The 26,769-nt window shown below is 52.7% G+C and carries 23 protein-coding genes; 8 read left to right on the forward strand and 15 right to left on the reverse strand.

What is annotated here, in order from left to right:
• Nucleotides 1-19 precede the first annotated feature (19 nt).
• Both AC27KL_RS15990 and AC27KL_RS15995 read left to right on the forward strand, forming a co-directional pair.
• Nucleotides 20-667: a DUF2306 domain-containing protein gene (locus tag AC27KL_RS15990; protein WP_487170346.1), complete on the forward strand. Its 648-nt coding sequence runs from the start codon at nt 20-22 to the stop codon at nt 665-667.
• Between the two features lie 118 nt (nt 668-785).
• Nucleotides 786-1,571, forward strand: coding sequence for a DJ-1/PfpI family protein (locus tag AC27KL_RS15995; protein WP_487170347.1), 786 nt, complete (start codon nt 786-788; stop codon nt 1,569-1,571).
• Nucleotides 1,572-1,840: 269 nt separating this feature from the next.
• On the opposite strand, the gene AC27KL_RS16000 is transcribed toward AC27KL_RS15995, so the two are convergent.
• The 7 genes from AC27KL_RS16000 to AC27KL_RS16030 form a co-directional block, all read right to left on the reverse strand.
• Nucleotides 1,841-2,257 (reverse strand): hypothetical protein, encoded by a 417-nt coding sequence (locus AC27KL_RS16000; protein ID WP_487170348.1) that lies wholly within the window; start codon nt 2,255-2,257, stop codon nt 1,841-1,843.
• A 187-nt stretch (nt 2,258-2,444) separates the two neighbouring features.
• The gene (locus AC27KL_RS16005; protein WP_339324719.1) at nt 2,445-3,191 is read right to left on the reverse strand and encodes a GntR family transcriptional regulator; all 747 of its coding nucleotides are present in this window, start codon (nt 3,189-3,191) and stop codon (nt 2,445-2,447) included.
• Nucleotides 3,192-3,260: 69 nt separating this feature from the next.
• Nucleotides 3,261-4,043 (reverse strand): fructoselysine 6-kinase, encoded by a 783-nt coding sequence (frlD, locus tag AC27KL_RS16010; protein WP_487170349.1) that lies wholly within the window; start codon nt 4,041-4,043, stop codon nt 3,261-3,263.
• A 66-nt stretch (nt 4,044-4,109) separates the two neighbouring features.
• Nucleotides 4,110-5,123 (reverse strand): SIS domain-containing protein, encoded by a 1,014-nt coding sequence (locus AC27KL_RS16015; protein WP_487170350.1) that lies wholly within the window; start codon nt 5,121-5,123, stop codon nt 4,110-4,112.
• Nucleotides 5,124-5,237: 114 nt separating this feature from the next.
• A complete protein-coding gene (locus AC27KL_RS16020) occupies nt 5,238-6,587 on the reverse strand; it encodes an amino acid permease (protein WP_487170351.1) in 1,350 nt (449 codons plus the stop codon).
• A gap of 25 nt (nt 6,588-6,612) precedes the next feature.
• Nucleotides 6,613-7,431 carry a sugar phosphate isomerase/epimerase family protein gene (locus AC27KL_RS16025; protein WP_487170352.1) on the reverse strand — a complete coding sequence of 273 codons (819 nt, stop codon included), beginning with the start codon at nt 7,429-7,431 and terminating at the stop codon, nt 6,613-6,615.
• Between the two features lie 201 nt (nt 7,432-7,632).
• Nucleotides 7,633-8,631: a DMT family transporter gene (locus AC27KL_RS16030; protein WP_487170353.1), complete on the reverse strand. Its 999-nt coding sequence runs from the start codon at nt 8,629-8,631 to the stop codon at nt 7,633-7,635.
• A gap of 132 nt (nt 8,632-8,763) precedes the next feature.
• On the opposite strand from AC27KL_RS16030, the gene pdxR reads away from it, so the two are divergent.
• Nucleotides 8,764-10,155 carry a MocR-like pyridoxine biosynthesis transcription factor PdxR gene (pdxR, locus tag AC27KL_RS16035; protein WP_487170354.1) on the forward strand — a complete coding sequence of 464 codons (1,392 nt, stop codon included), beginning with the start codon at nt 8,764-8,766 and terminating at the stop codon, nt 10,153-10,155.
• Between the two features lie 114 nt (nt 10,156-10,269).
• Here the strand turns inward: pdxR and AC27KL_RS16040 are convergent, their stop codons facing one another.
• Nucleotides 10,270-11,256 carry a phosphotransferase enzyme family protein gene (locus AC27KL_RS16040; protein ID WP_487170355.1) on the reverse strand — a complete coding sequence of 329 codons (987 nt, stop codon included), beginning with the start codon at nt 11,254-11,256 and terminating at the stop codon, nt 10,270-10,272.
• 499 nt (nt 11,257-11,755) lie between these two features.
• Here AC27KL_RS16040 and AC27KL_RS16045 point away from each other — a divergent pair, with 499 nt between their 5' ends.
• Nucleotides 11,756-12,655 carry an SDR family oxidoreductase gene (locus AC27KL_RS16045; RefSeq protein WP_487170356.1) on the forward strand — a complete coding sequence of 300 codons (900 nt, stop codon included), beginning with the start codon at nt 11,756-11,758 and terminating at the stop codon, nt 12,653-12,655.
• A gap of 178 nt (nt 12,656-12,833) precedes the next feature.
• Here the strand turns inward: AC27KL_RS16045 and AC27KL_RS16050 are convergent, their stop codons facing one another.
• The 3 genes from AC27KL_RS16050 to AC27KL_RS16060 form a co-directional block, all read right to left on the reverse strand.
• Nucleotides 12,834-13,295 (reverse strand): DUF6843 domain-containing protein, encoded by a 462-nt coding sequence (locus AC27KL_RS16050; protein WP_487170357.1) that lies wholly within the window; start codon nt 13,293-13,295, stop codon nt 12,834-12,836.
• A gap of 45 nt (nt 13,296-13,340) precedes the next feature.
• Entirely contained in the window at nt 13,341-13,610 is a 270-nt protein-coding gene (locus AC27KL_RS16055) for a hypothetical protein (protein WP_487170358.1), read from the reverse strand.
• Between the two features lie 212 nt (nt 13,611-13,822).
• Nucleotides 13,823-17,509 (reverse strand): polysaccharide lyase family 8 super-sandwich domain-containing protein, encoded by a 3,687-nt coding sequence (locus AC27KL_RS16060; protein ID WP_487170359.1) that lies wholly within the window; start codon nt 17,507-17,509, stop codon nt 13,823-13,825.
• Nucleotides 17,510-17,643: 134 nt separating this feature from the next.
• Here AC27KL_RS16060 and AC27KL_RS16065 point away from each other — a divergent pair, with 134 nt between their 5' ends.
• On the forward strand, nt 17,644-18,495 hold the full coding sequence (locus AC27KL_RS16065) for an AraC family transcriptional regulator (RefSeq protein WP_487170360.1): 852 nt from the start codon (nt 17,644-17,646) through the stop codon (nt 18,493-18,495).
• Nucleotides 18,496-18,938: 443 nt separating this feature from the next.
• Complete coding sequence (locus tag AC27KL_RS16070; protein WP_487170361.1) at nt 18,939-20,021, forward strand: hypothetical protein; 1,083 nt, start codon at nt 18,939-18,941, stop codon at nt 20,019-20,021.
• Nucleotides 20,022-20,100: 79 nt separating this feature from the next.
• On the opposite strand, the gene AC27KL_RS16075 is transcribed toward AC27KL_RS16070, so the two are convergent.
• Together AC27KL_RS16075 and AC27KL_RS16080 are read right to left on the reverse strand one after the other, a co-directional pair.
• Nucleotides 20,101-21,465, reverse strand: coding sequence for a sensor histidine kinase (locus AC27KL_RS16075; protein WP_487170362.1), 1,365 nt, complete (start codon nt 21,463-21,465; stop codon nt 20,101-20,103).
• Nucleotide 21,466: 1 nt separating this feature from the next.
• Nucleotides 21,467-22,153: a response regulator transcription factor gene (locus AC27KL_RS16080; protein WP_487170363.1), complete on the reverse strand. Its 687-nt coding sequence runs from the start codon at nt 22,151-22,153 to the stop codon at nt 21,467-21,469.
• A gap of 293 nt (nt 22,154-22,446) precedes the next feature.
• On the opposite strand from AC27KL_RS16080, the gene AC27KL_RS16085 reads away from it, so the two are divergent.
• A complete protein-coding gene (locus AC27KL_RS16085; protein WP_339324705.1) occupies nt 22,447-23,076 on the forward strand; it encodes a LysE family transporter in 630 nt (209 codons plus the stop codon).
• Here AC27KL_RS16085 and AC27KL_RS16090 read toward each other — a convergent pair.
• On the reverse strand, nt 23,018-24,448 hold the full coding sequence (locus AC27KL_RS16090) for an amino acid permease (protein ID WP_487170364.1): 1,431 nt from the start codon (nt 24,446-24,448) through the stop codon (nt 23,018-23,020). The two genes, AC27KL_RS16085 and AC27KL_RS16090, sit on opposite strands and share 59 nt — an antisense overlap.
• A gap of 381 nt (nt 24,449-24,829) precedes the next feature.
• Between AC27KL_RS16090 and AC27KL_RS16095 the strand changes: the two genes are divergently transcribed.
• Complete coding sequence (locus AC27KL_RS16095; protein WP_487170365.1) at nt 24,830-25,462, forward strand: hypothetical protein; 633 nt, start codon at nt 24,830-24,832, stop codon at nt 25,460-25,462.
• 81 nt (nt 25,463-25,543) lie between these two features.
• On the opposite strand, the gene AC27KL_RS16100 is transcribed toward AC27KL_RS16095, so the two are convergent.
• Complete coding sequence (locus tag AC27KL_RS16100; protein ID WP_487170366.1) at nt 25,544-26,611, reverse strand: hypothetical protein; 1,068 nt, start codon at nt 26,609-26,611, stop codon at nt 25,544-25,546.
• Between the last annotated feature and the right edge of the window lie 158 nt (nt 26,612-26,769).

Below are 26,769 nucleotides of genomic sequence, written 5' to 3' on the forward strand. Positions count from 1 at the left end.
CGCGGAGGTTTGGCATGACATGATGAAACGAAAGGCGCTATACATGCTTCTTGCCTGTGCAAGCATCTTATTTATCCTTTACGCTCTGACGCAAAACTATATCATCGATCCCGGAGCCGAGGCATTTTTAAGCCATAAAACCGGACTGAAACGGGAGCTGAATCTCCCGGCTTGGTTGAACGTGATGTACGTCCATGTCGCTTTTGCCTGCATCGCCATGGCGGCGGGCCTGCTTAATTTTTCGAATCGCGTGTTTGAAAAAAGCCGCCGATTCCATCGCGTTAACGGCTATGTTTATTTTCTATCCGTCCTCATTGTCGTGCTGACTTCCGGATACATGGCTCCATACGCCACCGGCGGCAAACTAAGCGGCATGGCGTTTAACGCGCTGAATATCATCTGGCTGCTTATCAGCATAACGGCGCTTGCGCAAATCAAAAAGAAACGGATCGACCGCCACCGGAACTGGATGATCCGAAGTTATGCCTTTTGTTTTACGAACCTGTTCATCCATCTCATCACTTCCCTTTTCCACCGGGGATTCGGATTGATGTACGTCACCAGCTATACCATCAGCATTTACGTCTCCTTCGTACTGCTGCTGATTATTCCTGAAATCATCGTTCGAAGGATCGTGCGGTCCGGAGATGCTGCCATCGCCTCGTAAATGAGGCGGCCTAACCTCGGCAAGATGAATTGCAGGTGTTCCTTGTATAAAAACACTCCAAACGCTAAAATGGCTCCGTTTCTTGAAAGCCGCAGCGGCGAGAAAGGATAAGTATTCCATGAAAAAAATTTTAGGATTGCTCGCGACCATTTCGCTGGTCATAAGTTTATTGGCTCCTGCAGCAAGCGCTGCATCGGCAGACAAAAAAGAGGCTTCCAAGGCCAATAGCTTGCATGTGCAGATCGTATTGTACGATGGGTTTGATCTCATGGACGCGTTGGGGCCGTATGAAGTATTTGCGGCCGCGGGCATGTTCGCCGAAGGAAAGGTGACTGTCGAATTGGTGTCGGCGGAAGGCAAACGTTCCGTACCGAGCGGCCTGAAGGGGCCCGCCCTGGAAGCTCAGGCCGCCTTAAATCCGAATCGTCCGGGAATCATCGTGGTGCCCGGGGCTTCGGGCAAGCCGGCGGGAAATTCGGAAGATGCCGTCCCGATGATATTAAGGCAGGCCAAAAATACCGGCTTGACGCGTTTGATAAAACAGGCTTTGGATAATAAGAATGTGACCGTGGCTACGGTATGCGGGGGTTCTTTGCTGCTTGCCATGGACGGTTTGTTAAAAGACAGACATGCCGTTACGAATCAAATGGGCATGGCTGCATTAAAAGCCGCAGGCGCAATCCCGGTCAATGCCAGAGTCGTCGAAGACGGCCCACGGCTGGTGACCGGCGGAGGCGTAACCTCGGGACTGGACGTGGCGCTGTATTTGGTCGAGCGTGAGTTAGGGCCCCGAATCGCCAACGCCATCGAAAACTTGTTCGAATATGAACGAAAAGGCACGGTATGGCGGGCGGAAGGCATGATGCCGACCGACTTTGGGGCGAATCCCGCTGCAATCCGTTGACACCTTAAAACTTCAGCGCTTACCTAAAAGAAGTGTCGTTCGTGAATGAACGGCACTTCTTTTGTCGCTGGTCACCCCACTTCCAAAATGGGGATGAGGATGCTTAACTAACATGCCATATTTCTAAGATGATTTTCGTTTCGAACGGCACCCAATAAAAAAGCCGCCTACTGGCGGTCGGAAGCTGATATGCACGCATATATACGAATATTTTTTGTTCTTCCAACAATTCGTCAATTTGTCGTTCTGGCATCATACCTTGCATGGGTTTAAAAGATTATGGTAGCTCTCCAGGAACCTCCGCCTTGGGTACAACGATACGTTCCAGTAACCGTTCGGCCGTCGCCGGAGAGGGTACCGGTGTATTCACAGTTGTTTCCATCGCTGCTGTTTCTCCGCAGAACCTGGACGTTGTTGCCGAATATGTTGATCGTCAACACGGCCGTGATGGCCTGAGCTCCCGGCATGGTCCAGGTAGCATCGAACGTATTGCTGTTCCCCCTTCTGCGCCATACGCCTCTCCAAGGACCTTCCTGCACGTGCCATTCGATTCCCAATTCCTGCTGACGTACTGCAGGATCGGAGACTTCGGGCGGATAACCGCCGGGATCATTCACGACGCCGTAAGCGTACGGGTTGTAACCATGGGGCGCATAACCGGGCGGACCGTAATGGTATGGATACATTCATATTTCTCCTTTGCTGTACCGATTTAGCAACATATTATGACGGGATAAATGCCTATGTGACTTGCAAACGCCTAAATTGGGCTCATGAAAGCGTATTTTGCTCATAAAAAAAGCGTTAAACCTCCGCTAAAGGAAGGTTTTAACGCTAAATGTGACAGACGTGTAAAGCGGTCCCGCTTGAAATCTATGACTCTTCATGCACCTGCTTGGCCCGATGAACCGTCAAAGTCACCCGATTGGTTTCGCACATGAACGTGGAGAGATGTACAGGCTCATCTTTCGCGTCGAAGGCGACTTTCAAAATCCGGAACAAATTCGCCCCGACATCGCATTCGAGCAGCCTGGCATAGTCCTTCGTCGCGCTGATGACATCGATTTCTTTATCATTGCTTACGATTTCCGTTCCGTATTCCTCGGCCAAAATTTTATACGTGGACTCGTTCATCGCGATTTTTTTCTCCAGATCGGGAAAGCGGGTCAGCGAATAATGCGCGATATCGTAGAACAGCGGACGCTCATTGACATACATGAGACGCTCCAACTCCAGGACAGGGCTGCCGACGCCAATCCGAAGATGCCCGGCCACTTCTTCGGTCGCTTCGATGACGTTGCTTCGTAGAATGCGGGAATTCGGGATCATGCCAAGCTGGTGGCTGAACTCCGAGAATCCGCTTACAGACAGCAGCTCGTTGTGAAATTTGTTGGATGCCACAAAGGTCCCCCGCCGCGGAATCCGGGTAAGAGCCCCTTCCCGCACCAGTTCCTCGATCGCCTTGCGGATCGTAATCCGGCTCACGTTATAAATGTCGCATAGCTCGGCTTCCGTCGGGATTTGCTCATCCGGCTTGTAGCGCCCGTGCTGGATGTCATTCTTCAACATTTGCCGGATCTGCATGTAGAGCGGCTGAGGGGTCGAAGGATTTAAATTCATTGAACATTCATCCTTATCCATCAATGATCTTTTGTTATCCCTCTATTATACATTGATGGTCCCGCCCAGTCACCATGCGGCAAAATAGCCGATGGTTTTTGCAGCCCTTTGCGCCCCTTGCTCCAAGCATCTTTCGATCGGAAGCCCTTTCAAAGTCCCGTAAATAAACCCGGCGATAAAAGAATCCCCGGCCCCGAGCGTATCGATGACCTCCACGTCGACGATGCCGTGTTTATAAAATCGAACGCCGTCGTATGCCAACGAGCCGTTTTCGCCAAGGGTGGCCACGACGATTCGGGAACCCCGAGCCTTGATTTTCTTCATCAGATTCCGGATATGCTCGTCATCCTGCGTATAAGACAAAAACGGATAGTCCACATATGGCGCAAGCGTCGCCACGAGTTCATGGTCCAGCTTATCGGCAAAGTCAAAAGAGGTTAAAAGCCCCTTTTCTTTAAAATAAGGAAAATAACTGTCGGCATGGCCCCAAATGGCGGAATGGACGAGCTGGAACGATTCCGTAAACCGGAGATCCTCGGGGCTGAGGCAAAAGCCGGCCATGACGCCCTCCTCATAATCGCCCAGCTTTCTTTCGTTGCCTGCCATTTCGACGTAGGTGATCGCAGTGGTTCCTTCTTTCGCGCAAACCCTTGACGTATCCACGCCCTTCCCCTGAATCGCCCGGACCATGATCTCCCCGTAACGGTCGGTTCCTACCCAGCCGATATAGGCGGTGTCCGCGCCCAGCTCGGACAAATAAACCGCCACGTTCACCGGGTTTCCTCCCGGGTAAGCCTCGCCTGTCGATTGATACACGTCCATGCAGTTGTCTCCGACGGTCACGATTCGCATCTTCTCTCACCTTCCCCGTGTTCAAAGAAGGAGTGCCGGATGGCATCGCAGCACTCCCGATCCGTATTAATATTCCATTTTGCGGTAGTATCTTCTCAGCGTCAGCGGATGGTTTCTTTCGCGTTCCAGGTAGACGCTGATCCGGCTGAGCAGCGCCCAGTTGATGCTGACGGCGAAATGTTTCCGGAACTCGTCGCTGATGCCTTCCATCGCAAAGTCTTTGGTGTCGATCACGGTCAATCGCTTCGTGACTTTTTCGGCAAACCGCTCTACGCGGTCCGTCAGCGGCCGGGTTTCATCCTCGCCTTTAAGCAGGATGACGCTGGTATCTTCCACCACTAGCTCGAGCGTACCGTGGAAGAACTCGGCCGCATGAATCGATTTGGCCTTGATCCACTGCATCTCTTCCAGCACGCACATGGCGTACGAATACGTATTCCCCCACAGGTTTCCGGAGCCGACCATCATGTGGTAGTCGGTGTCTTTATGCTCAATGGCAAAAGCCTCCGCCTTGGAGTCGAACGTTTTGACGGCATCCAGAATGGCCCGCGGAAGCAGGGCGACTTCCTTCGTGAACTGCTCGTATTGAGGGAATTCGTTACGGTTATGCATGAACCGGAATACGACCATGTACAGGAGCATGAAAAACGTATCGAAGGAATGTTTCTCCGATCCCGTCGTGATGCAGTGGTCCACCAGCTTGGTGATCGGCGTATCCGGCTCCGCTACCAAAGCAAAGGTTGTTGCTCCCCGCGCTTTGCAGTATTCGATGGCCTCGATCGTCTCTTTGGTGGTTCCCGATACCGAGGTGAAGATACATACCGAATCCTTGCTGAAATGCTTGTTGTTCATCACGACGAATTCGGCGGCGATTTCGGCATGCACGTCGATCGTAGAGTTGGATTTGAGGATATATTCGTAAGGGTACATCATGGCGATCGTGCCGCCGGCGCCGATCATGAAAATGTTGCTGTATCCTTTCCGGCAGATCCCGTCCACAATCTCCTCGATTTGGCTTCGATAAGCGAGTCCTTCTTTTTCAACGAGTTTCAGGAATAGCTCTTCATCAAAATTAAACATTGATCGTATCCTCCTGTACTGGAGCTGGTGCAGCTCCGACTCTTTATTTGTTATGTCTTGTATTATATCTAGATAATACATATATGACAATCATTTTTTTGCAAGAAAGGAATGTTACGCCATGATATGCGGGTTGTTGTCTTGATCCCTTTTCCGGCCGTATTTCTTTTCCCAATAATAATAGACGGGCAGGCCGGTGGCGATGACGACCAACGCTGCGATCATCCCCTGGAGCGGAGCCCAGGTAAACGTTCCCCAAGCGAGCCACGCCGCTCCAAGAATGGCCAGAATCGTCGTCACTCTCCACAGAGGCATTCGGTAGATTGGCTGATAATCCTCCCTCTTCCGGCATTTATAGACGGCCGCAAAGTCCAAAATGTTGATGACCAGCTGGATCAGCGTAAAATACCCGAGCAGCGAAGTTAAGTCGCTGAAAAACACGAGGAGGCAAGCATACGTCACCTGGGCCAAAATCGAAAAACTCGGCGTTTCATATTTGGGGTGGACCTTGGCAAACCGCCGAAAGAACAGCCCGTCTTTGGCCATGGCATATTCCAGGCGGGGCTGGAACATGATGCAAGAGCTTAAAGAACCTAGAATGACGATGATGGCCGTAACCGCCACGAATGGGGACGCAATGTTGGCCAACCCCGGAATATAGCTGACGGCATCGGACACGGCGGCGCTGGAACCCAGCAATTTGTCAAAAGGCATGAGCCCCGTGATGCACACCGAAAGCAGCGTGTATAACCCCAGGACAATCAGCACCGAGCTGATGAGCGCTTTCGGCAGCACTTTCCCCGGATTCCGAATTTCCCCCGCCATGAAACAGATCGACGCCATGCCGGTGTATGCCCACGTGGTGGCTGAAATGCCTCCGATCAAGCTGCCGTTAGCGGAGCCGGGCGCAGGAGTGTAGGAAAAGTGGTCGTAGTTCATGTACATCAAACCTAAAACGATGACGATCAGAAACGGAATGATTTTGATCAGCGTAATGACGACTTGAAACCGGCCCCCCTCTTTCACGCTGCGGTAATGTATGGAGGTGATGAACAGAATGATCGCGATTCCCAGCAATTTGCCGGCAATCCCCGTAAAAAACGGGAAGAAGCTTGCAAGATACGTGACGATCGCCAGCGCCATGATCGAAATGGACGGAGGATCGAGCGCCCAGAACGTCGCCCAGCCGTAGAGGAAGGCAAGCGGTCGCCAGCCCGCCTTGTTCAGATAAACGTAACCGCTTCCATTTTCGGGATAGGCCGTTGACAGCTCCGCCAGCACCATGACCTGCGGGATGGCGATCACGCCGCCGATAATCCAGGCCAGAATCGATATTGAGGGCAGTCCCGCCGCTCTGGCCACGTCTCCCGTCGAGACGAAAATTCCGGAGCCGATCGTCGTTCCCACGGCCAAAGCCAAAGCTGACCAAAAGCCCAACTTCCTAGTCAGTGTGCCATTACTCATCGTGAGTTCCTCCAAATCAAGATGATTAGATGCCCAGTTCCCTTATTTTTCGGACCGAATGCATGACGGTATCGTGCGGGTCCTGATAATAATGAAATCCCATGATTTCCAAAGTACAGGTGCCTTGATACCCATGCCTCTTGAGACTGTCAAGGTAACCTCTCCAATCCAGTTCCCCGTCGTCCAAAGCCAGATGAGCGTCCGTCGCTCCGTCCCCGTCGATCAGGTGGAAATGGCACAGCTCCGGCAGCGTGGAGAAATAATCCTCCGGCGTCTCCCCGGCAAGCTGCATCGCTACGGTGTCGATCATTCCCTTTAGTGCCGGTGACCGGATCTCGTCCATCATGCTTTGGATGCCTTTGACATCGGTGATGAGGTTCGATTCGAAGCGGGTTAAAGGCTCCAAAGCAAGCGTGACTCCCTCCCGCTCGGCCAGCTTGGACAGTTGACCGATCGAGTCGGCAGCATACTTCCAGGATTCCTCGACGGCTGCATGAAAGCTCCCGATTCCGGAAGTGACCAGCATCATGTCAGCGTCCAACTCCAGCGCTGCGTATACATTTTCGACGAAGTAATCCACGCTTTTCTGCCGCAGCTCTGGATCGGAGGCCGCGAGATTAAACGGATATACGCATTGTTCGGGGGTATAGCAGACCACCTTCATGTTTCTAGACCTGAGCTCCTTCCTAATGCGCCTTAATCGGCCAATCCCTCCCCGATACACGTAAAAATGGGGTTCGCCTGCCCACAGCTCAATGCGATCTACGCCCAGCTCCGTCATGGAATCGAGAAAATGCTCGAACGGATAATGCCTGTACGTAATGTTCATTCCTGCAATATTCATGGCTCCACCTCCTAATGAAAACGCTTTTAATTGTTATGCCTTGTATTATATTCAATCAATACATTAATTTCAATCCATTTCGCAAAAAAAAAATCCCGTCAAGAGTTCCCTGAAGGAGGATGAACTGTTGACGGGCGCAACTTCGGAAATTTTGAAGGCTGGAGTTATTGGGCAATTGGCTTGTGACGTTCGTCGCTGTACTTAGTCTTTTGCTTGATAAGACGCCATCCGGTTTGACGGGTTGTTACCCTTGGGCGACGTTATGGACCGCTGCGCCTTCTCCACTTTCGAACCGGTACGCATGCTGCCGATCATGACCATTCCGGCTATGACCAGCAATCCGCCCATCCATTGATGCCAACCGGTCTCTTCTTTCAGCAGCCAGACGGATAATATCAAGGCCGTAAACGGCATCATGCCCGAAAAAGCGGCGGCCGTCGATGCGCTGCAGCGCCGGATTCCCGCATACCAGCAAACAAACGCAAGCGCGGTTACAACCGGGCCATACCAAACTAAAGCCAGCCACCCCTCCCAGCCTATCCCCGCCAATGACGCCAGCGGCTGCTCCGACAAGCTCGGGATGAAGCTGATCGTCCATGCCATCGCGGATACCAACACGGTCTGCACGGCCGGATGAATGTTTTGTTGTTTATTGACGCGCAAGGCAGCAGCGGCTCGGGAAAGGACATTAAACAACGACTCGCACGCCGCGGCGCAAAGGACCAGAAGATTTCCTTGGAGATGTTCATAAGTAAAACGGCTGCCCGGCAAAAACAAACCTTGAATAAGCAGGATCCCGAAAACCGTGCAAAGCACCCCGAGGAGGCGCGTGACGTTCGTCTTCTCGCGCAGCAGCAGCATGGCGAACAGTACGGTGATCGCCGGGGTTGCCCCCGTCAATATTCCAGCCTCCGACGAGCTTGTCCGGGCGAGCCCAAGGAGCAGAAACATCCGGAACAAAAAGACGCCAAACACCGCCTGGCTGAACAGGAGGACCCAATCCCTTGCCGCGAGCGAACGAATCGTCCTAAGCAGCTTCCTTGAGCAAAACGGCAGCAGACAAACCAGCGAAATCAGCAGGCTTACGGATGTAATCGTAAACGTCCCCAGCTTCCCGTTCACAAACGTTGCGGCGACGACGGAGGTGCCGGCCAGCCCGAATGCGCACCACAAATAAAAAAATCCTTTCATACGTTCCATCTGCTTCACTTCCCCCGAAATAGTGGTTTGGATCCAAAATGACTGTTACAATCATAGTGGAATAAACTGGTATGCAAAAGAACCAGTTCGGCAATATATTTTACGAACCAGTTGGAGGACCGCATGTGGGGAATGAATTTGAATCGGAACCTGGATATTTCATTGAAGCGGCAAATTTACCAAAACTTAAGGGATCAGATGCTGGCCGGAACGCTGAAAGCGGGCGACCCGCTTCCCTCCACGCGCGAATTGGCCAAGGCGCTTTCCGTTTCCCGGAATACCGTGAACGAAGCTTACGAAATGCTGATTGTCGAGGGTTACGCGGAAAGCAGGCAAGGGGCGCCCACCCGGGTGGCCGACGGACTGATCCTGAACCGGGAACGGAACGATGCGGCAGGAACGCGGCGCGAACCGGAGGCTGCGCCTTTCATCCTGGCCGATTTTAAGACTGGCCAGCCGGATTTGCGCCTGTTTCCGCGTTATGTTTGGCAGCGTGCTTTCCAAAAGGCATTTAGCGGGATGCCGACGGATTGGCTCGGTTATACCGGACCTCAAGGTTTACTCGAACTACGTCAAGAGATTGCCGCCTGGCTTATGCGAAGCAAAGGAATCGCCGTCGATGCCGGAGACATATTCATTACCGCCGGCGCCACGCAGGCGCTTCACCTGGTTTCCGACCTTTTGTATGCGGAACATCAATTCATGCTGGTCGAGGACCCGTGCAATATCGAGATGATTCAGACGTTCATCCGGAAGGGATACACGGTGGTCCCCGTGCCGGTGGATGCGCATGGAATCCGGACCGAGACCTTATGCAAAGGGCAGCCCGGTCCGGTATACGTCACCCCTTCGCATCAATTTCCTCTCGGCGGCATCTTGCCGGCGTCAAGGCGGACCGCGTTGATTCGTTTCGCCCGCTCCTGCGGCAGTTACATCGTCGAAGACGACTACGACAGCGAATTCAGGTATTACGGGGAACCCGCGTCCCCCCTTTATGCCATGGCTCCCGAGCGGGTCATCTACATCGGAACGTTCAGCAAAGTTCTTTTTCCCGCGCTCCGCATCGGTTATGTCATTGTCCCACGGGAATTGCAGAAGCGCTGGCGCAGGCTGCGCACGTATACGGACGTCCAGAATCCACCGTTTGAACAAGCCGCGTTGGCCGAGTTTCTGCGTACCCGAACATTTGACCGGCATATCGCAAAAATGCGAAAAATATACAAGCAGCGCCGCCAAATTCTTTTGGATTCGCTGGGAGAGTGTTTTGGGGATGGGTGGCGCCCCTGGGGGGATGCCGCGGGACTGCATCTGGCCGTCGAATTTGACGGGATGGCTTTTAACGATGCTTTCCGGGACGATGCCCGCCGGAACGGGATCCGTATTGCGCCGGTGGAATACCACTGCCTTCGGAAAGGCGAGCATCATAACAAGCTGCTGTTAGGGTATGGCCATCTGGAGCCGGAGGAACTCCGCCAAGGGATACGTCGGCTGCGGGCGTTCATGATGCAGGCTAAAGATTCATAGACAAAAAGATCCCATGATTCAAGACATCAATGGGATCTTGTTTTTCCTTCGCTTTTTTGCCCAGAGCGGATGAATCGTCTCTTGCTATCCGGATCGCTCCGACCACATAGTCTGCTACAATCGAATCTCACAGCCATCGAAAGGGAGGCCCTTTTCAATGAGATGAACAGCCTTAGCTACCGCATGTTTCTGAGATTCGTTGAGTGTGCTTTCGTCTCCGTTCCAGTCATAGAGCCACCAGAAAAAAGAACTTACATTTCTATATTCCATAAACATGGGAATGAGTTGAATCCAATAACGATCCAGATGATTTTGTTTCAAGTATCCTTCGAGAAAATCGTCCAGGAAGGCTGATGCAAATTCATTTTTGCTTGTTCGATCCTCTTTCGGAGATCCCCACCAAACCGCATGTGCAGCCGCAATGGCAATATCGAGTGAAAACCAGCCATAAATGCTGTCGTCAAAATCAAAAACGGTAATCCCGTCCCCGTCGATATGAAAATTATACGGATGGAAATCATAATGGATGAGCCCGTAAGAATCTTGGTCCCTAGGAAGGGATTCGATGATCTGTTCGATGGATCTTAATTTCTGAAGAAGCACCCGATACTTTCCTTCATGCAGGCACGGGTTGTTGGTTTTCCAACTGTGCCATCCTTCTCTCCGCCTGACCGTATCCACAGGCGTAAACGATTTGGAGTGCCGATGCATCTTTCCCATGGTTTCTCCCCACTGTCGAAATATACCCGGACCCCATAAAAAAGGATCGTCTTTATCGAAAAACTTCCCCGGCGCCAGCGAAAATGACGTTGCAATATAACATCTTTCCTTTTCTTCGTAAATAGCAGTTAACTCGTTACCCACGGTCCTGATCGGAAGCGATGCACGTACTCCGTTTCTAACCAGGTCATAAATCCAGTCTAGTTCCGCCATTATTTTTGCCGCGCAGGAAGGAGGTTTTTTCGATAATCGTAAAATAAAGCCCTCATTGCTTTTGGTAAAGCGATATACCTCATTCGACGAACTGCTGATCAATAGAAGTGTGCTCGCGTCAAAGCCAAATGATGCCGCAGCCCTCGCTAAAATTTCAGGAGTTGCCATTATTCGAACCTCCACGTTGAACGATTCCCGGCCAGGTACAACTACTTTACAGGAAATTCCCCCATAGTTATAGACTTATCTTTTTGTCTGTAATAATCTATAAATCGAACGCGAAGTCTTTTTTCCTTCGTACCTTTCATAGCACTGCTCGTTATTTTATAAAGCTTGATCGGCCCCGTCGCTACCTTACGTTGATTCGCCACAACATCGACCGGTTCTCAGGCGCATTCGCTTCCAAAAACTCCGTAATCGCAGCCACGATCATTTTACCGACCCCTTTCGAGGGAAATGTTGCGAGGAACCAAAAATCCGCGAATCTGCTTTTGTAACATAATGACCAGGCCGTTCTACATAAAATTACAAAGCCATCGGAAACCGAAAAAACGGAAGGCCCCGTCTTTAGCCCATAGGTGTGTGTATCCGTCCCATATTCACCGTTTTTTACGAGTTCGACATCTTCTGGAAGCAGTTAAAACCGTTCCAAGGAGGAAAATTGGGCATGTATCCATCTTACCCGTATTACGGCTCGGAGGTGCAGTGCAAACAGGTTCCGATCACGTTTCCGCCGCAAAAGCAGGATCGGCAGCCGGGAATTGAATCGATCATGAACCCTCGACCTATCGCTGAAAATCCTTATTATAAGGGATCCGGAAAACTAGCGAACAAAATCGCGGTGGTAACGGGAGGAGACAGCGGGATTGGGCGTGCCGTCTCGATCGCATTCGCCAAGGAAGGCGCGGATGTGGCCATCGTCTACTATAACGAACACCAAGATGCAGCCGATACGAAAAACAGAATCGAGCAGCTGGGGAGACGGTGTCTTTTAATTTCAACCGATTTGAAGGAAGAAAAAGCATGCCGTGAGGCGATCGGAAAAATCGCCGGGGTTTTTGGCAGAATCGACGTTTTGGTCAATAACCATGGAGTTCAGTTTCCCCAAAAAAGCATCCTTGACATATCGGGGGAGCAGCTTGAATTCACGTTCCGCACCAACATCCTCTCCTTTTTTTATTTGACCCAGGCGGCGCTGCCTTATATGAAGGAAGGAAGTTCGATCATTAACACCGCATCCGTGACGGCTTATCGAGGAGAAAAAACGTTGATCGATTATTCTTCGACAAAGGGAGCCATCGTTTCGTTCACGCGTTCGTTATCCCTGAATTTGACAGATCAAAAAATCCGCGTCAACGGCGTCGCGCCCGGCCCCATATGGACTCCGCTCATCCCGGCTTCTTTTTCCCCGGACAGAGTCAAGCATTTCGGCGCCGACGTGCCCATGAAACGAGCAGGCCAGCCTTTTGAGCTGGCGCCCGCTTATGTCTATTTGGCCTCTGACGACGCTTCGTACGTATCGGGACAAATTCTTCACGTAGGCGGCGGAGAAATGGTCGAATCATGATACGAGCTTTCGCCCTACCGGTCCGAATGAATTTACTGTATTTTGATAAGATTCTTTGGAAAAGCTTAACAGCGCCTCCCGATTCCGTGGAAGACGCTTGTTATCGAGCACATATGTTCCTTCAGAAAACGAAATGCCGAACCGGGGACGCTGCCGTTTTTTTCGAGGTACCGCCGATTCAGCTCGCCCCGTCTTTTTCTTCTCCCCAGACCCTGAAATTTTCGCTGCACGTAGTACGCGTGACTTTCAGGTATTGGTGTCTCGTAATGTTCGAACCGATTTCGGAGGCGCCGTTCCCTTTCACATGGATGCAATTTTCAGGGATCGGCGTTCTCTTCCCGTCTTGCCCGACATAAAAATATTGGTCCGTTACCGTTCCGTAATCCATGTCCGGATTGGAGGTGTCGTAGGTCCCGTCCGCCCGGATCGGAATGACATCGTATTTGCCTTCTTTTTCAAGCCTTGGCGCGCCCGCAACGTTGTAATTGACCTGTATGTTGCCCTCGAAACCTTCAGGTATCAAAAATAGGTCGTCCGTCGTTGTCGTTTTGGTCAAGGAAGCAACGGCAATCCCTAACATGATACTGACTCCAATCGCCGTGAATATCGTACCCGAAATAAACCTGCGATTACTTGACACGGTACATCTTCCTCCCCTCGCCATCGATCCTTGAAAGCAAAGCTTCTACTTGATAGTACTTTTTTTCACTTCCAGATCCCGGTCGATTCCCTGCGCCGCAATTTGACGCGTCGGTTCGAGTCCTATTGGGACAACCTCAATTCGGATGTAAGGTCCCCGTACTCGTTTAACGCTTTTTGGTTTGGGAAAGTTGCGGAACATATCATGGATATCCGTCTCTTTGAAATTCAAAAAAACAAACTCTTCCCCAATCATCGGCTTCTTGAAATCTCCATCGGTAAAAACGACGGCCCGCAGTATGACTCGGTTAGGCATCCTGTTGACCCCTTCAACAAGCCGCCAAAGCTGGTCCGTCTGACCGGAATCGGTCTTTTGAATTACTTCGGCCCCATGAGAAGCTGAACCTTCCAAAATGCTGACTTTTTCCGCACAGTCGCTCGGCCGTCTCCATAATGCTGAAGCCCTTCGTTCAAAATAAAACCGTCCTGGCACATGCCAAGACGGTTTTCATCACTCTTGTTCATCCATTAAGATTCTGCGTACAGACTTTTCAAATAAACAATATCCACAAGCAAAGCTTGCGCAAACGAATCATCGATCTTTTTGCCGCTTAACGCCCGAACTTCATTTTCCAAGGCGTTTAATGCATTGAGGGTTGTTTTCCCGTCAGTGTTCTCGATCCGATTGATTTTGACTAGCAAGCTATTCGCAATCCCTTGATGATGAATCCATCCTTTTTCGCTTCCAAGCTGAATCGCCTCCTGCAAATGCCGCAGGTCCGTCGTTACGAGAAAGCGATAATGACGTACGGCTTCGTTACCGGCTACGTCGACAGCCTTGACTTCAATCCAATGATCACCGAACGATAAATCGTAGGGTTCCAGAGCGATCTCTTGCCCCATCGCCATACCATCCAGCTTGACCGTAACGGATCCTAGTCCGCTTAACGCATCCGTCGCTTCTATAGCCGCATGGAACGCATCCGTCCGATAGACCGTTTCCGTCACCGTAGCCTGGATGTCGGGAGCGGTTTGATCGATCGTAAACGAAACCGATTTTTTCGGCTCTGTGTTGCCCGCCTTGTCGATGGAACGATACTCGATCGTGTAGGCTCCTTCGGATTCCGCATACACGCTGCGGCTCACCGTCGACCACTCGCCGTCTCCCATTCGAACTTCGGTTCGTTTCACTCCCCAGCCTCCCGGCTGGTCTTCCGCCGTAAACTCGAGCTTAACCGGTTCCTTATAAAAGGCGGAAGGCTCCGTGCTGCCGTTGAGATGAACCGTCGTAACGGGCGGGGTCGCATCCATGCTCACGATCTCCAGATAGGGGGCATAAGCACCGTTTTCGTTCTCCTTGCTCCGCACCGTAGCGTACAAGTCGGAGTTGACTTGCTGCAGCGCCAAACTGACCGTTTTATCCCCCTTAAGCTGCGATCGCACATATTCCGTTACGTCGAATGTTCTCCACTGCTGCTCGCCGGCAAACGTAACCGTATCCAGCTGCCTCCCTATGGCCGGGATGTTGTTCCATGTCAGCGAATTTTCATGCCAGGCATCGTCATTGACTTCAAAAACGCCGATCGTGGACACCGTTCCGTTCGAATCGCTCGTGGCGCCGAAAACATTCAACTTCACGGCGTATGGCTCATGCTCATAAGAACCGAGATCGAATTTCAGCAGCGCTTTCCTGGCATAACCGGAGCTGCCGTTGCGAATGTCCAACCAATTGGACGCTCCGAAATTTTGCCCGGCATAGGCACCGTTCCGGACGTAAGCGTCTTCTCGGACATCGATCCGCTGCTTGGCGGATTCGTCAGGCTGCGGGTCTTCCAAATCGCCCGGTTCGGCAGAAGGATCGATCTTCCAACGGACCGTATGGCTTTTCCCTTTGGAACCCGCGGTGTTCACCTCGATCTGAATGGTCGGCGATGTCCTAAGCACGGTCACCGCCGGATCTTTGGCAATCTCCTGAAGCGCCGCGAAGCCGAGGTCGACTCTTACTTTCGCTTGCTTCTGCGTTGGATCGGATACGGCCACAGCCAGTTCCCCGCCCTGCGCTTTCGCCATGACCGACGCCGGGTTCCGGGCCCGGATGAAGCCGACGGTGCCCGGGCTCCAGAAGTTTGCCGCCGTAATGCCAAGCGAAGCTTCCTTCACCGCCTGCACTTCCGCCGTGTTGCTTAGCGTCATCATATCCGGATGAGAGCTGTAAGCCGCGGTATCCTCAGCGTTTTTTCCGGGCAGCAGAACATATTCGTAGGATTGATTGGCCGGATTCGTTCCGTGATGAACAGCAAGGCTAAGGTAATTCCTTGTGACCGGGTCCGGCGACCCGTCCGGATGGATGTCCCGCCATGCGCCGGTACGGGATTCCCGCAGCCCTTCTACCGTCGCTGCTTGCGGAAAGTAGTACCCGATTCCGGTCTCGTCTTCCTTGCCGTTCAGATGCGCCCAACGAACCCCGCTCATCGATTCCGACCAGCCGATCTGCGACGGCTTCGCTTCGCCGTTGACGATCAGTTCATTGTCTCCGCTGCCGTTCAGCATCCGGTTCTCGACAACCGTTTCCACGCGGCGGTTGTCCGTGCTTGTCAGCCCCGCGCCCAACGCCACGATTTCGTCGTCGAACATGAACCAGGATTTTCTGCCGGACAGCGTGCTGTTGTCCGGATCCAGATCCATGCCTGCCGCGCCGTACAGCCCATCAAGAGAGGAGCCGCCCACCCAATCCTTGGTTGATGTTTTGCCGGCGGCCCGGGTCGCGCCGTCGGACGTCGTTCCCGGCAGGCGATAGGCGTTGACGGTCGGCCAAAACGCATCGAGATAAGGCATGTCGCGGTTGTACAGGTATGTCATCCCTTCGCCCGTGTACCATCCCCTTGGATTTTCTTTGCCGCCAATGCCGTTTTCGTAATTGGCAATGCGGGTCGACGTCATGCTGAGACCAAACGCATAACCCGGACGGAAATGAACGACCCGGTCCATGGCCGAAAACTGCTTATGCAGCACAAGGTCTTCTCGCGCCGGAACCGACGGGTCGCTTAACAGGTTTTGTAGCAGCGTAATATCGGCAAGCCTTAGGCCGTCATACGGGTTTTGCAGCGACGGATCGGATTCAATGCCGGCTTTGACCATGCTTTTGAAGCGGCTCGACAGCTCCGGCGGGGCGAATTCCGAGAGGCGAAGCACAGGAATGAGCCACCCGCGTTTGCTTTCCCCGCTGCGCGATATCGCCCTGCCGTATACCATGTCCATCATTCTGCCGCGGTAAATAAGCGGTTCATAGGAGTCCGTCACCCACCGGTACATGTTGCCCAGATTCGGATCGGTAACGGGCCAGGACGAACCGTCAAGCAGCGTCAGCAGCTTCGCCATATCGCCGATCAACACGCCGCCGTAACTTCCGGTATAGGCGATATTGTTATGAAACACAAACGAGCCGTCTTCGTAAAATCCGTCGCCTTTGGTGACGTACGGAAGCACTTGGCCGACGGCGTCCCGGCCTTCTTTGATTTTATCCCCGTTTTCCGTATTGATGCCCCGGAGCACGACGGCGAGCGCTTTATCCAACCGATTGGCGCCCGTTTCGGCCAACGTAGGGGAATTCGTCCGTTTGGTCGGATCGGGGCAAAACCTGTCGATCGCTTTCGTGTAGTTGGCGATCTGGGCCGGCGACAACTGATCATGAAGCAATACCATCATATCGCCGAGCGATTGCGGAATTCCGATCTCCCACTCCCACCAGTTGCCGGTTTCACGCTTCGATTCGTTATACCGGTTGGCATAGAGCCAGTCGAGACCGCCGATAATGTCGTTTTTCAGCGCTTCGTTCCGGTAATGGGAGGAACCTGCCGTCGCCCAAGCGATCGTCATGTCCCTGAGACGGTTGTACGCCGACGCGGCGTCCACGGCATCGGCCGACCCCTTGAGATCGCTCCATAAGTACGTTCGGCCCGTTTCCTTTTGCATCGTGTCCCAGAAGCCCGTGCCCGAAGCGTTCGTCACTTTGGCGTCAATGGATGCCACCGCTTTTGCGATATTCGGATCATTCGGATCATACCCGCTGCCGATTAAATAAACGGACCATTTGCTGCGCAGAAGCCCGAATTCGTCGGCCGCTTGCGGCTCGGCGGCTGCCGCGGAGGCTGGTACGCACCAAAGCCCCCAAATCAACAGCGCCGACTGAATGCATAGAAGCAGTCGTTTTCCCATTAGCTCAACCTCCCCAAGGATAAAATACTATGCTATTATAAAGTCCGGAAACCGCTTACAAGATGTTGATCTTGCCCACTTCATAATACGATCTTGCTTCTTTAACGCTTACATGAACGAAAGGAACGAATGCGATGAACTTTGGGGAGCGTTACCGCACGATTGCACATTCGCCCAGCGAAAATGCCCGAAGGTTTCTATTTTGCGTGCACGATGTCGGCTGGTTCGACTGTTCGCCTTGTTACGGAATGAATCGGACCTACTATTATTACCAGCTTAAGTACGTCGTTCGCGGCTCCGGACGGGTCATTTGGCAAAACCGCAGTTTTGAGGCGCAAGCGGGCGATATCTTTTTTTTGGATTTGACGCAAAAACATCAATATCACACCAACCCGCACGATCCTTGGGAGCTGCTATGGGTCCGCTTCGACGGGGTCCAGGCCAAAGAATATTTCGATATGCTCGGCGGCATGGACGACCCCATTTTCCGTACGGGTGATCCGGAGCGGATGAAAAAACATTTCGCTGATCTGTTCGAGTTGTTTCAAAACCGACCGGCAGGCATGGAATTGAGCGCATCATGCATCCTTACGAACATTCTGACCGACATGGCGCTCGGCAACATCGACCGGATCACGACGCGGCTGTCAAATCCACGCCTTGGGTACCCCAACGAGATCCAAACCGCCGTCTCCTATATCGAAAGCCATTACTCATGCCCGCTTAAGGTCGAAGACATCGCCAATCACGTGCATTTAAGTCCCTATTATTTTTCGCGGCTGTTCCGCAAAGCGACCGGCTGCACCGTCATGGAATACATCATGAAACACCGGGTGCAGGAGGCCAAAAGGCTTCTCGCCGACCCCAGCCATGAAATCGGGACGGTCGCGGAGCTTGTCGGTTTTTGCAATCACAGCTACTTCGCCAAACTGTTCGCCAGGCATGTAGGGGTATCGCCCAGCAGGTATCGTCAATCCATTCGGTAGGGGGCTTAGAACATCAACCGCTTGATTGAAATGATATACTGTGACATGGCTTTATTTTCCTGTTATGATTCGTTTCGCTGAAATGGCTCCTCCCGCTTGTCTGGCTCTGAGAGTTGAACCCCGAGACGTGTAGGGCTTTGGGTTCTTTTTTTTGCGCCGAAAGCACCAAACGTCTCCCATTGAGAGGCAGGACAAAATGATAGCGTTTTCATAAAAAATATCAACAAGTAAACCTTTCGAGGGATTTGGAGGGAATTGGCCGAAAGTCCCCTCCTTTCGTAAAAGAGGACAATGGAACAATTCAAGCCGCGAAATGATTCTTTAGCATCAGAAGGAAAAAAAAGGAATGTGTCCCATGCCAGCGAAGATCTTAAACATCCGAAAAACAATCGCATGATCGCCACCTGGAAGGATGACAAACCAAATTCAGGAGGGAAAATGAGATGAAAAGATCGAAATGGCTGCTTCACATCGGACTGCTCGGCACCTTGTTTGTGTCGGGATCGGCGACGGCGCTTGCCGAAGAGGCCGAGCTTGTGCCGATCGAATCGCTGAAACCTGCTGTCCCGATGGACAAACCGGTCCTGACCGGTACGGGCGGTCCCCTGATTCTGAGCGACTCGCCGGAATCCCCGAAGACGGAAGGCGCGTATTATCGGGATTCGGTGACGGGATCGTTCCGGGTGTTTTGGCATCATCAAAACATGACCGGCGAACCGCTTACCGTCGCCGTGGCGGTGACCAACGAATCCGATGAGCCCGTCATGCTGTTTTCGAACGGAATCGGTCTTGCCACGGACTATTACCCGGACGTTGCCGGACAGAACGCGCTTGCCGATTTCATGGGCGACCAAGCGGCGCAAAAAAAGGAAGCGATCCTGCAGCCGGGCGAAAGCTACTACCTGACCGCCCTAACGGAGCATACGCATACCGCAAGCGGCATCGCCAATTTTACCGCTTATACGCAGCAAGGGCATAAGGACGCCAAAGTGACGGTAACTACGCTGGGTTATAAGGAACAGCCGGCCAACCCGATCGACGTTCCGATCCTGCCGAAGGACATGCATGTCCGCGGCACTTTCCCGCATATGGACCGGACCGGCACGCTTCAGTACAACACGTCCAGCGGCAACTCGCTGATCCGCATCTCCTCGGCGGCCTACGGCCCATGGAGCGACAGCATGCCGGGCGAGTATGAGGAAGGCTGGAACGCGGTCGACGGCGTTACCGCCATCAACAACGGGAACTATGGCGTCATGTACCGCCTGAACGTCGCCATCCATAACGAAGAGGACGCAAAGCGGGTCATTTCGGTATATGATAACCCGTCGGGCGGCGCCGGGCATTACGTCATCGGCTGGGGCAAGGACCTGCTGCAATCGCCGTTCGTAAACTATCAGAAAGCCTGGAAATTCACCGAGTTCACGGTCAACAAAAAAGGCAAAACCGTGGCGGCCGAACTGAGCTTGACCGGCGGCGCCGCCGGACCTCAGACGCTTTATTTTACCAATCGCGGCGCGAAGTGATTCGACTCCTCATGCAGCGGCTCAGGCTCCCGGTCAAATAGAGACAAGGAGCTCAAGGCACGGATGCCTTGGGCTCCTTTTAAGCGTTGCTTGCCTCTGTACATATGTTTGGCGAATCCGAATCGGCTGCAGGCATAAAGCCCGTCAGCAGCGCCCCGCCTTCCGGATGATTCCCCGCCTCCAGATCGCCTCCATGCCTGCGGACGATTTTCTGCGAAATGGTTAACCCTAACCCGCTGCCTCCGGTCGAACGGTTTCGGGAACTTTCGCCGCGGTAAAGAGGTTCAAACACCCGCTCCAACTCTTCCGCAGAAAAGCCCGGCCCCGTATCGCGGATCGCAAATTTGACCCGATCCCCCACTTTAGCGCATTCCACGTGAATTTCGCCGCCGGGAGGCGTATGCCTGACCGCATTATCAAAAAGATTGCTCATCGCCCGCTCCAATAAATGCTCGTCGCCGCTGACGAAGCAATTTTCCTCGGCATAGCTCGATATCGATATGCATTTTTGCCGGGCATACGGATTCACGCTTTCGACGGACTTCCGGAGGACATGGCTCAGATTCACGATCCCGTTGTTTAGTTCCGTATCCAGGTATTCCATCTTGGCAAAGGCAAACAGGTCCTCTACCAGCCGGTCCAATTGCGCCGATTTTTCCTTGCAGACCGCCACATATTTGGCCATTTTCTCCGGCGACCTTGCGATGCCTTGCTCCAGACCGTCCAGATACCCCCGTAGAGCAAAAAGCGGCGTCCGCAAATCATGCGCGACGGCTGCAATCACGAACCGCCGTTCTTCTTCCAGTGCCGCCTGTTTCCGGGAGGCTTGCTCAAGGCCCTCCAACATGACTTGAAAACCGTCGCGCACTTCGGCGATTTCCGCGATTCTGGAGCCGGGCAGCCGGACGTCCTCATCCCCTGCCGCAATCCTCCTTGCCGCCAAGCTCATTTTTTCCAAGGGCTTCAGCAAAAATCTTCGCATCTCCATTCCGACGACAAAAAAGGCAAGCAGCAATCCGGCGAGGATCGAAATCCCCCCGACTCCGAGGGACTTTGGCATGTAAATGGCAACCTTTCCTATCAATCGGCCGTTCTCGATCAGCGAAAATCGTTCGGCCGCCGACATCGCTCCGCGCCGCGCGGCATTCGACCGGTATATTTCCCGGCCCGAGGCGGATGTAATGACCGCATCCATCTTTGCTTGCAACAGCTGCGCATCCAGTCGGCGCTGCCATTCGGGGTCTTGCCATTCCCCCGGGTTCGATTCGATCATGCGGATCGTTTCGCTCAAATTTCTTTGCTGAATTTCGTTTTGCGGCCCCTGTTTAGAAAAGCTAAACGTGTTGGTTTGCATAAAGTGAGCCGTAACATAGAAAATCCACGGCACCGCAAGGATGAAGAAAAAGCAGAGCAGCGTAAACGTACGAATGCGAAGCGTTCTCATGTTATCCTCCCTCGAAGCGGTAGCCAACTCCCCAGACGTTGACCAGGAATTGCGGGCTGTTCGGGTCCGCCTCGATCTTCTCCCGCAGCCGGCTGAGATGAACCCGAATCGTATGCTTATCGCCCACCCCGTCCCAAAACTTGGCAAGCAGCTGTTCATATGAAATTACATGCTTGGGATGTTCGGCAAACAATTTCAACAACTCATATTCTTTCGGCGTCAGTACGACGCTTTGCCCGTCTACCAGGACTTCCCTGGCAGTAAGATTCAGCTTGAGGCGGCCATAGTCCAACATCTTAGCCTCTATAGGCTGCCGGTAAGACGATCGCCGCAATACGGCTTTCACCCGGGCAACGATCTCGCCGGGCGAAGCGGTTTTAACGATATAATCGTCGCCTCCCAGGGTCAGCCCCCGGATCTTGTCCACATCGTCGCCGCGGGCGCTCAAAAAAAGGATCGGAACGCTGCTTTCCGCCCGAATCCGCCGGCACAGTTCAAACCCGTTTTGTCCCGGCATCATGATGTCCAAAATCATGCAGTCTATCGCCCCCTGCTCAAACGCAGCCCATGCCTGAGCGGAGTCGTATGCGGTTATAACATTAAAATTGTCGTTTTCCAAAAAATCCCTCAAAAGTTCGACGATACTTGGGTCGTCGTCTACGACCAGGATCGTAGGCAAATCGCTCATGAACATCCCACCTTTGCGTTCTAGTTTACCATGTTTTCCGGGGGCATCTCATGGTAGTTGATCGTTTGTGATGAATTGTTTATTGTTTCGTGACTTTTGGATGCATGAAAAACGAAAAAAAGCAGCCGATCGCTCTGGATCGACTGCCTGTGCATGATTTATCAAACGATCCCCTCCCTAAAACAAGTCGGGAAATCGGATGTTTTTATGCCGAAACTCATTTTTTTAGTGGTACAAGCGCTTCCCCTTCATAGGATAAATAAAGAGGATTTGAATAAGGGGGTTACCGAATCTTGAACATATGGATAAGCCATTTCCTGCTTGGACTTTCGCTGGCTGCCCCGATTGGACCCATCAATGCCGCACAGATGGACCGGGGACTCAAGGGAGGTTTTCTGCATGCCTGGCTCGTCGGGCTCGGCGCCATGGCCGCCGACGGCATTTTTATGCTGCTCGTGTACTTCGGTTTTATTCATTTTCTGAATATCCCGTTCATGAAAACCTTTCTCCTGCTTTTCGGCTTTTTTATCCTGACCTATATCGGAGTGGAAAGCCTGATCGCGGCGGGAAAACCGGGGATGGAAACCCGCGGCGGAAGCGAATCGCATGTCAAATCGTTCAGTGCCGGCTTCGTGATGTCCATCTCCAACCCCCTCTCCATCCTGTTCTGGATGGGAATATACGGATCGGTTCTGGCGGATATGATCGCCAAATACGATGCCAAGGGAGTGCTGCTCTACAGCTGCGCCATCATGGCCGGCATCATGCTGTGGGACGTGGCGATGGCCCTGGCCGCCAGCATGTTCAGGCGGATGCTCACCGAACGCCTCATCAAAGGCATATCGGTCATCTCGGGGTTGTCGCTCATCGGATTCGGCCTTTATTTCGGCTACGAGGCATGCCGTATTTTGTTCTTCCGCTAACGTCGGGAATGTTCCCGGTTCCTTCTTCGGACGCTTCCTTGTTGGGCCCATCGGCTTTGTTCCAGAAATGGCGCATGATCAGCGTGACGCATCCAATGACAACGATAAACCCGAGGCTGATAAAAAAGCCGGGGCGGCTGATTTTGTGAAAAAGCGTGCCGACCAGCGTGAAGCCGATCAGCGCCATGCCGATGTAACGTTTGATTTTGCCCCAACCGGTGAGCTTCAGCAGCTTCCCGGACGTCAGCAGAATGAACAGCCAGTTATACAGCAGCATCAGCCCTGCCGCCGTCGTGATGTATTCGTATACTTTTTTGGGCATCAAAAGAGCGAATACGACGGAGGCTAACAGCCCGGCGGTCGTTAATCCGATGGCTGGCAGGGGCTTTTTCCCTTCCTTCTTCTTCCCCTTGACGAAAAACCTCGGCGCATCGCCGTCGCTTGCAAGCGTCACGACCATGGTGGTCACCGCGAACAAAGAAGCCGTCATGGTCGAGAAACCGGCAATGATAAGCACGGCGTTGAATACATGCGGAACAAACGCGAGTTTATAGTCGACGAGGGCCACGACAAACGGGCTTTCCTCGGCGGCATACGAATTCCATGGCTCAAGGATCAAGGCCAGTCCGATCGAGATGACGTAAATGGACGCCAACAGCAAAAGCATGACTTTGCCGGCCTTCGGCGCTTCCTTGGGATCCTGAAGCCGCATCGTCATCAGCCCGAGAGCTTCCAGACCGCCATAGCCGTAAAACGCAAAAATGAGTGCCGCCCAAAAGCCGACAAAACCATTGGGAAGCCAGTCTCCGGGAAACGCCGGGCCATGGGCGGCGGTTTTGAACACTCCCGTTACCGCGAGAACGGCGATCACCAGGAACATGAATATGGCCGCGATCTTCATGACCGCGAAAATGCTCTCCATCCGCTCAAAACCTTTGGTTCCGATAAAAATGATCACAAGCCCCAATATGCCGTATCCGGCCGCGAAGCACCACATCGGCACCTGGGGAAACCAAAACCGCGAGAACAAAGCAAGCGCCGTTAATTGGCTTCCCATAATGAGCAGCTCGGACGACCAGTAGACCCAACCGCTGCCGAATCCCGCCCAACGCCCGAAAGCTTTTTTGGCATAAGAACGAAAAGAACCTTCCATCGGGTCTTCGGCCGTCATTTGGGACAGTTTGTCGTACACCAAAAAGGCCCCGAAAGCGGCTAATGCGTATGCAATGACTGCCGAGGGCCCGCCGATTTGGATGGCAATATGGGAGCCAAGGAAAAACCCCGTCCCTACGGTGCATGCGACCCCCAAAAGCGACAGTTGCCACCATTTCAGCTTTTTTTCTTTTGTATCGGAGCTGTTTCCTCGAGCCATAACGAACTTCCCTTCTCGATATCATTGAACCTGTTTATCATCCCCAAAAGCTTACATCTTATGTGCACTTTTCCGGAATCGGTTATGAGCTTCCTTCCCTGGTCCCTCGCTGATCCCGCCTGGCTGTTATTCCGTTGCAACCGTCTGGCCCATGGGCTCAATCATGGATAACGAATGTCTATGTATATGAAAAACCTAACAAAAACTAATTTTTTGCATCATGTCCCTATATCGGAATCTATGATAGGCTAACTTAGAATGCCTAAATGAGCCATGGATCCTTTGAGCCGTACAATCCAACAGTGACGACAACAAGCCCATCGTTCAGGATCTGGGAGGATGTTGTGCCAGGATTCGAATATGGGGAGGTTGTAGACTGAGATGAAAAAATACGTTCTATTGATGGCAGCCCTGATTGTAAGCGCCTCAATCCTTCAAGCTTGCGGCTCCGGGCCGGAGATTTCCACAAAGGCGTCCCCGAGCAATTCCGGCAGTCATGCCGACAAAGGCAATTCGGCGGCTCTTCAAGGCACCAATCCTCCGGAGACGGTTCAGTCATCCAATGTGCCTGCCGGGGATCAGCATGATTCAACCGCAGCCGCTTCCGCAAAAACGGACCGCCCTTCCGCCTCCGATGATGGTTCCGCCATTCCTGCCGCTCATTCCGGGACGGCCGAAGATGACTCGGCTTTTTCCGTTGTTTATCATGACGGCTATAAAACGATCGTGATTTTTGATGAATCGCAAATCGAAAAGATGACCGGCTTGCGGATCGACCCGGCTTCGATCGGAGACATCATTAACAAGCTAAAGCAAGAGAAAACCTGGACAGACCAAGCGCCTCTTGCCCCATATGCCAAACTCATTGCCGAAGCGGCCGGAACCGAATCGAACCGAATCCGGTCCATTTTAAATAAAATGATCCAAAGCAAGGTTTCGGGTTTGCGATTGTATATTTCCCATAGCAAGCACAACGGAGAGGCCCATTTTGGGACGAATAACGGGAATCATTAAGGGAGATAGCGGCTGTCGCTTTCCCCGGTACGGCGAAAAGCCTCAGGCATGATGCCTGAGGCTTTTTTCCCATCGACAACGTTACAATAGAGGATCCCCGCCTTCGCCAGCCCATGTCATTTCGACGAAAGCGGAAGGCGCGGCAGTCGACGCGGTTTTGGAACCGGATGCATACAGCCCGCCGGCCACGCCCGTCATCGTGTAATCGGTATAAAGCTTGTTGGAGGTGAAATTGGTATAAATCATGGCGCCTGAAATATTGGATGCGTTAACGCCCTTAAGCTCCAAATTGCTGCCGTAAGATACGCCGTCCGAAGCCGTCATTTTATTCGTTTTGAAAGCCTGCCCGGTGGACGCGTTGTTTTGGACCGTGGAATTGATGATTTGCACCTGATTGGTTCGAATGTAAAAACCGTTGTTTCCAACCGACGACTCGGGAACGGTGTTCTGGAAATCGACATTGGCCCCGATCACCTTGATGTGATGCGTGCCTTCCTTGAAATCGAAACCGTCGTTTACCGTCCGGACGGCATTGCAATTCAAAAACGTGATATACCCGCTTTGGTCCGGATTCGGGCTTGTCGTCCAGTTTTGATCGGCGTCTCCGACGTAAAAACCTTCCCCGAATTTGCCGCCCGTTCCCGTCCCCTGTGCCGTACTGTCCGAGATGAGCCAATACTGGCTGTTTTTGCGTATTTTGAACCCTTCCCCTTTGGTGTTTTTGACGGTCACGTTGGTCACGAATCCATGCGATGCCTCGATCAACAACCCTTTGTTGGATTGGGAGTTGGAGTCGATCGTCACGTTTTCCAGCTTGTAATAATTGTTTTTGATATGGAATGCCGCGTTGCCGGCCCAACCGGTAAACTTGAACGTGGCGCCGCCGCCCGTGCCGCGGATCGTGATGTATTGGCCCGCCGCCCCGCTTACCGAGGTCGCAATGGTCCCATTGGACACGTTGTAGGTCCCCGTTACTTCGATCACGTCGCCGGGGCTTGCGCTGGACAAGTAACTCCGCAGGGTCGCGACGTCTCCCGCCGGTACGGATTTCGTTGCTGCCTTCGCCATTCCGCCCGGATAGAAGGCCCAAACCAGGGCGAAACATAATAAAAATACCATGCCAAACCTAATCGGAGAGCGCGTCATCATGAACCAACCTCCCATTCTTCGAATCACCCGACTCCCATCATGCGAACGGACTTCATGGATTTGTTCCGGCCTGCATAAAAAAGAAGCACCAACTCCTTCACCGTTTTTTCTTGTTTAAGCGCTTTAATTATAAATCGGCCCCAATAACAGAAAGCGGT

It is taken from the genome of Paenibacillus sp. YAE3, from assembly GCF_057546105.1.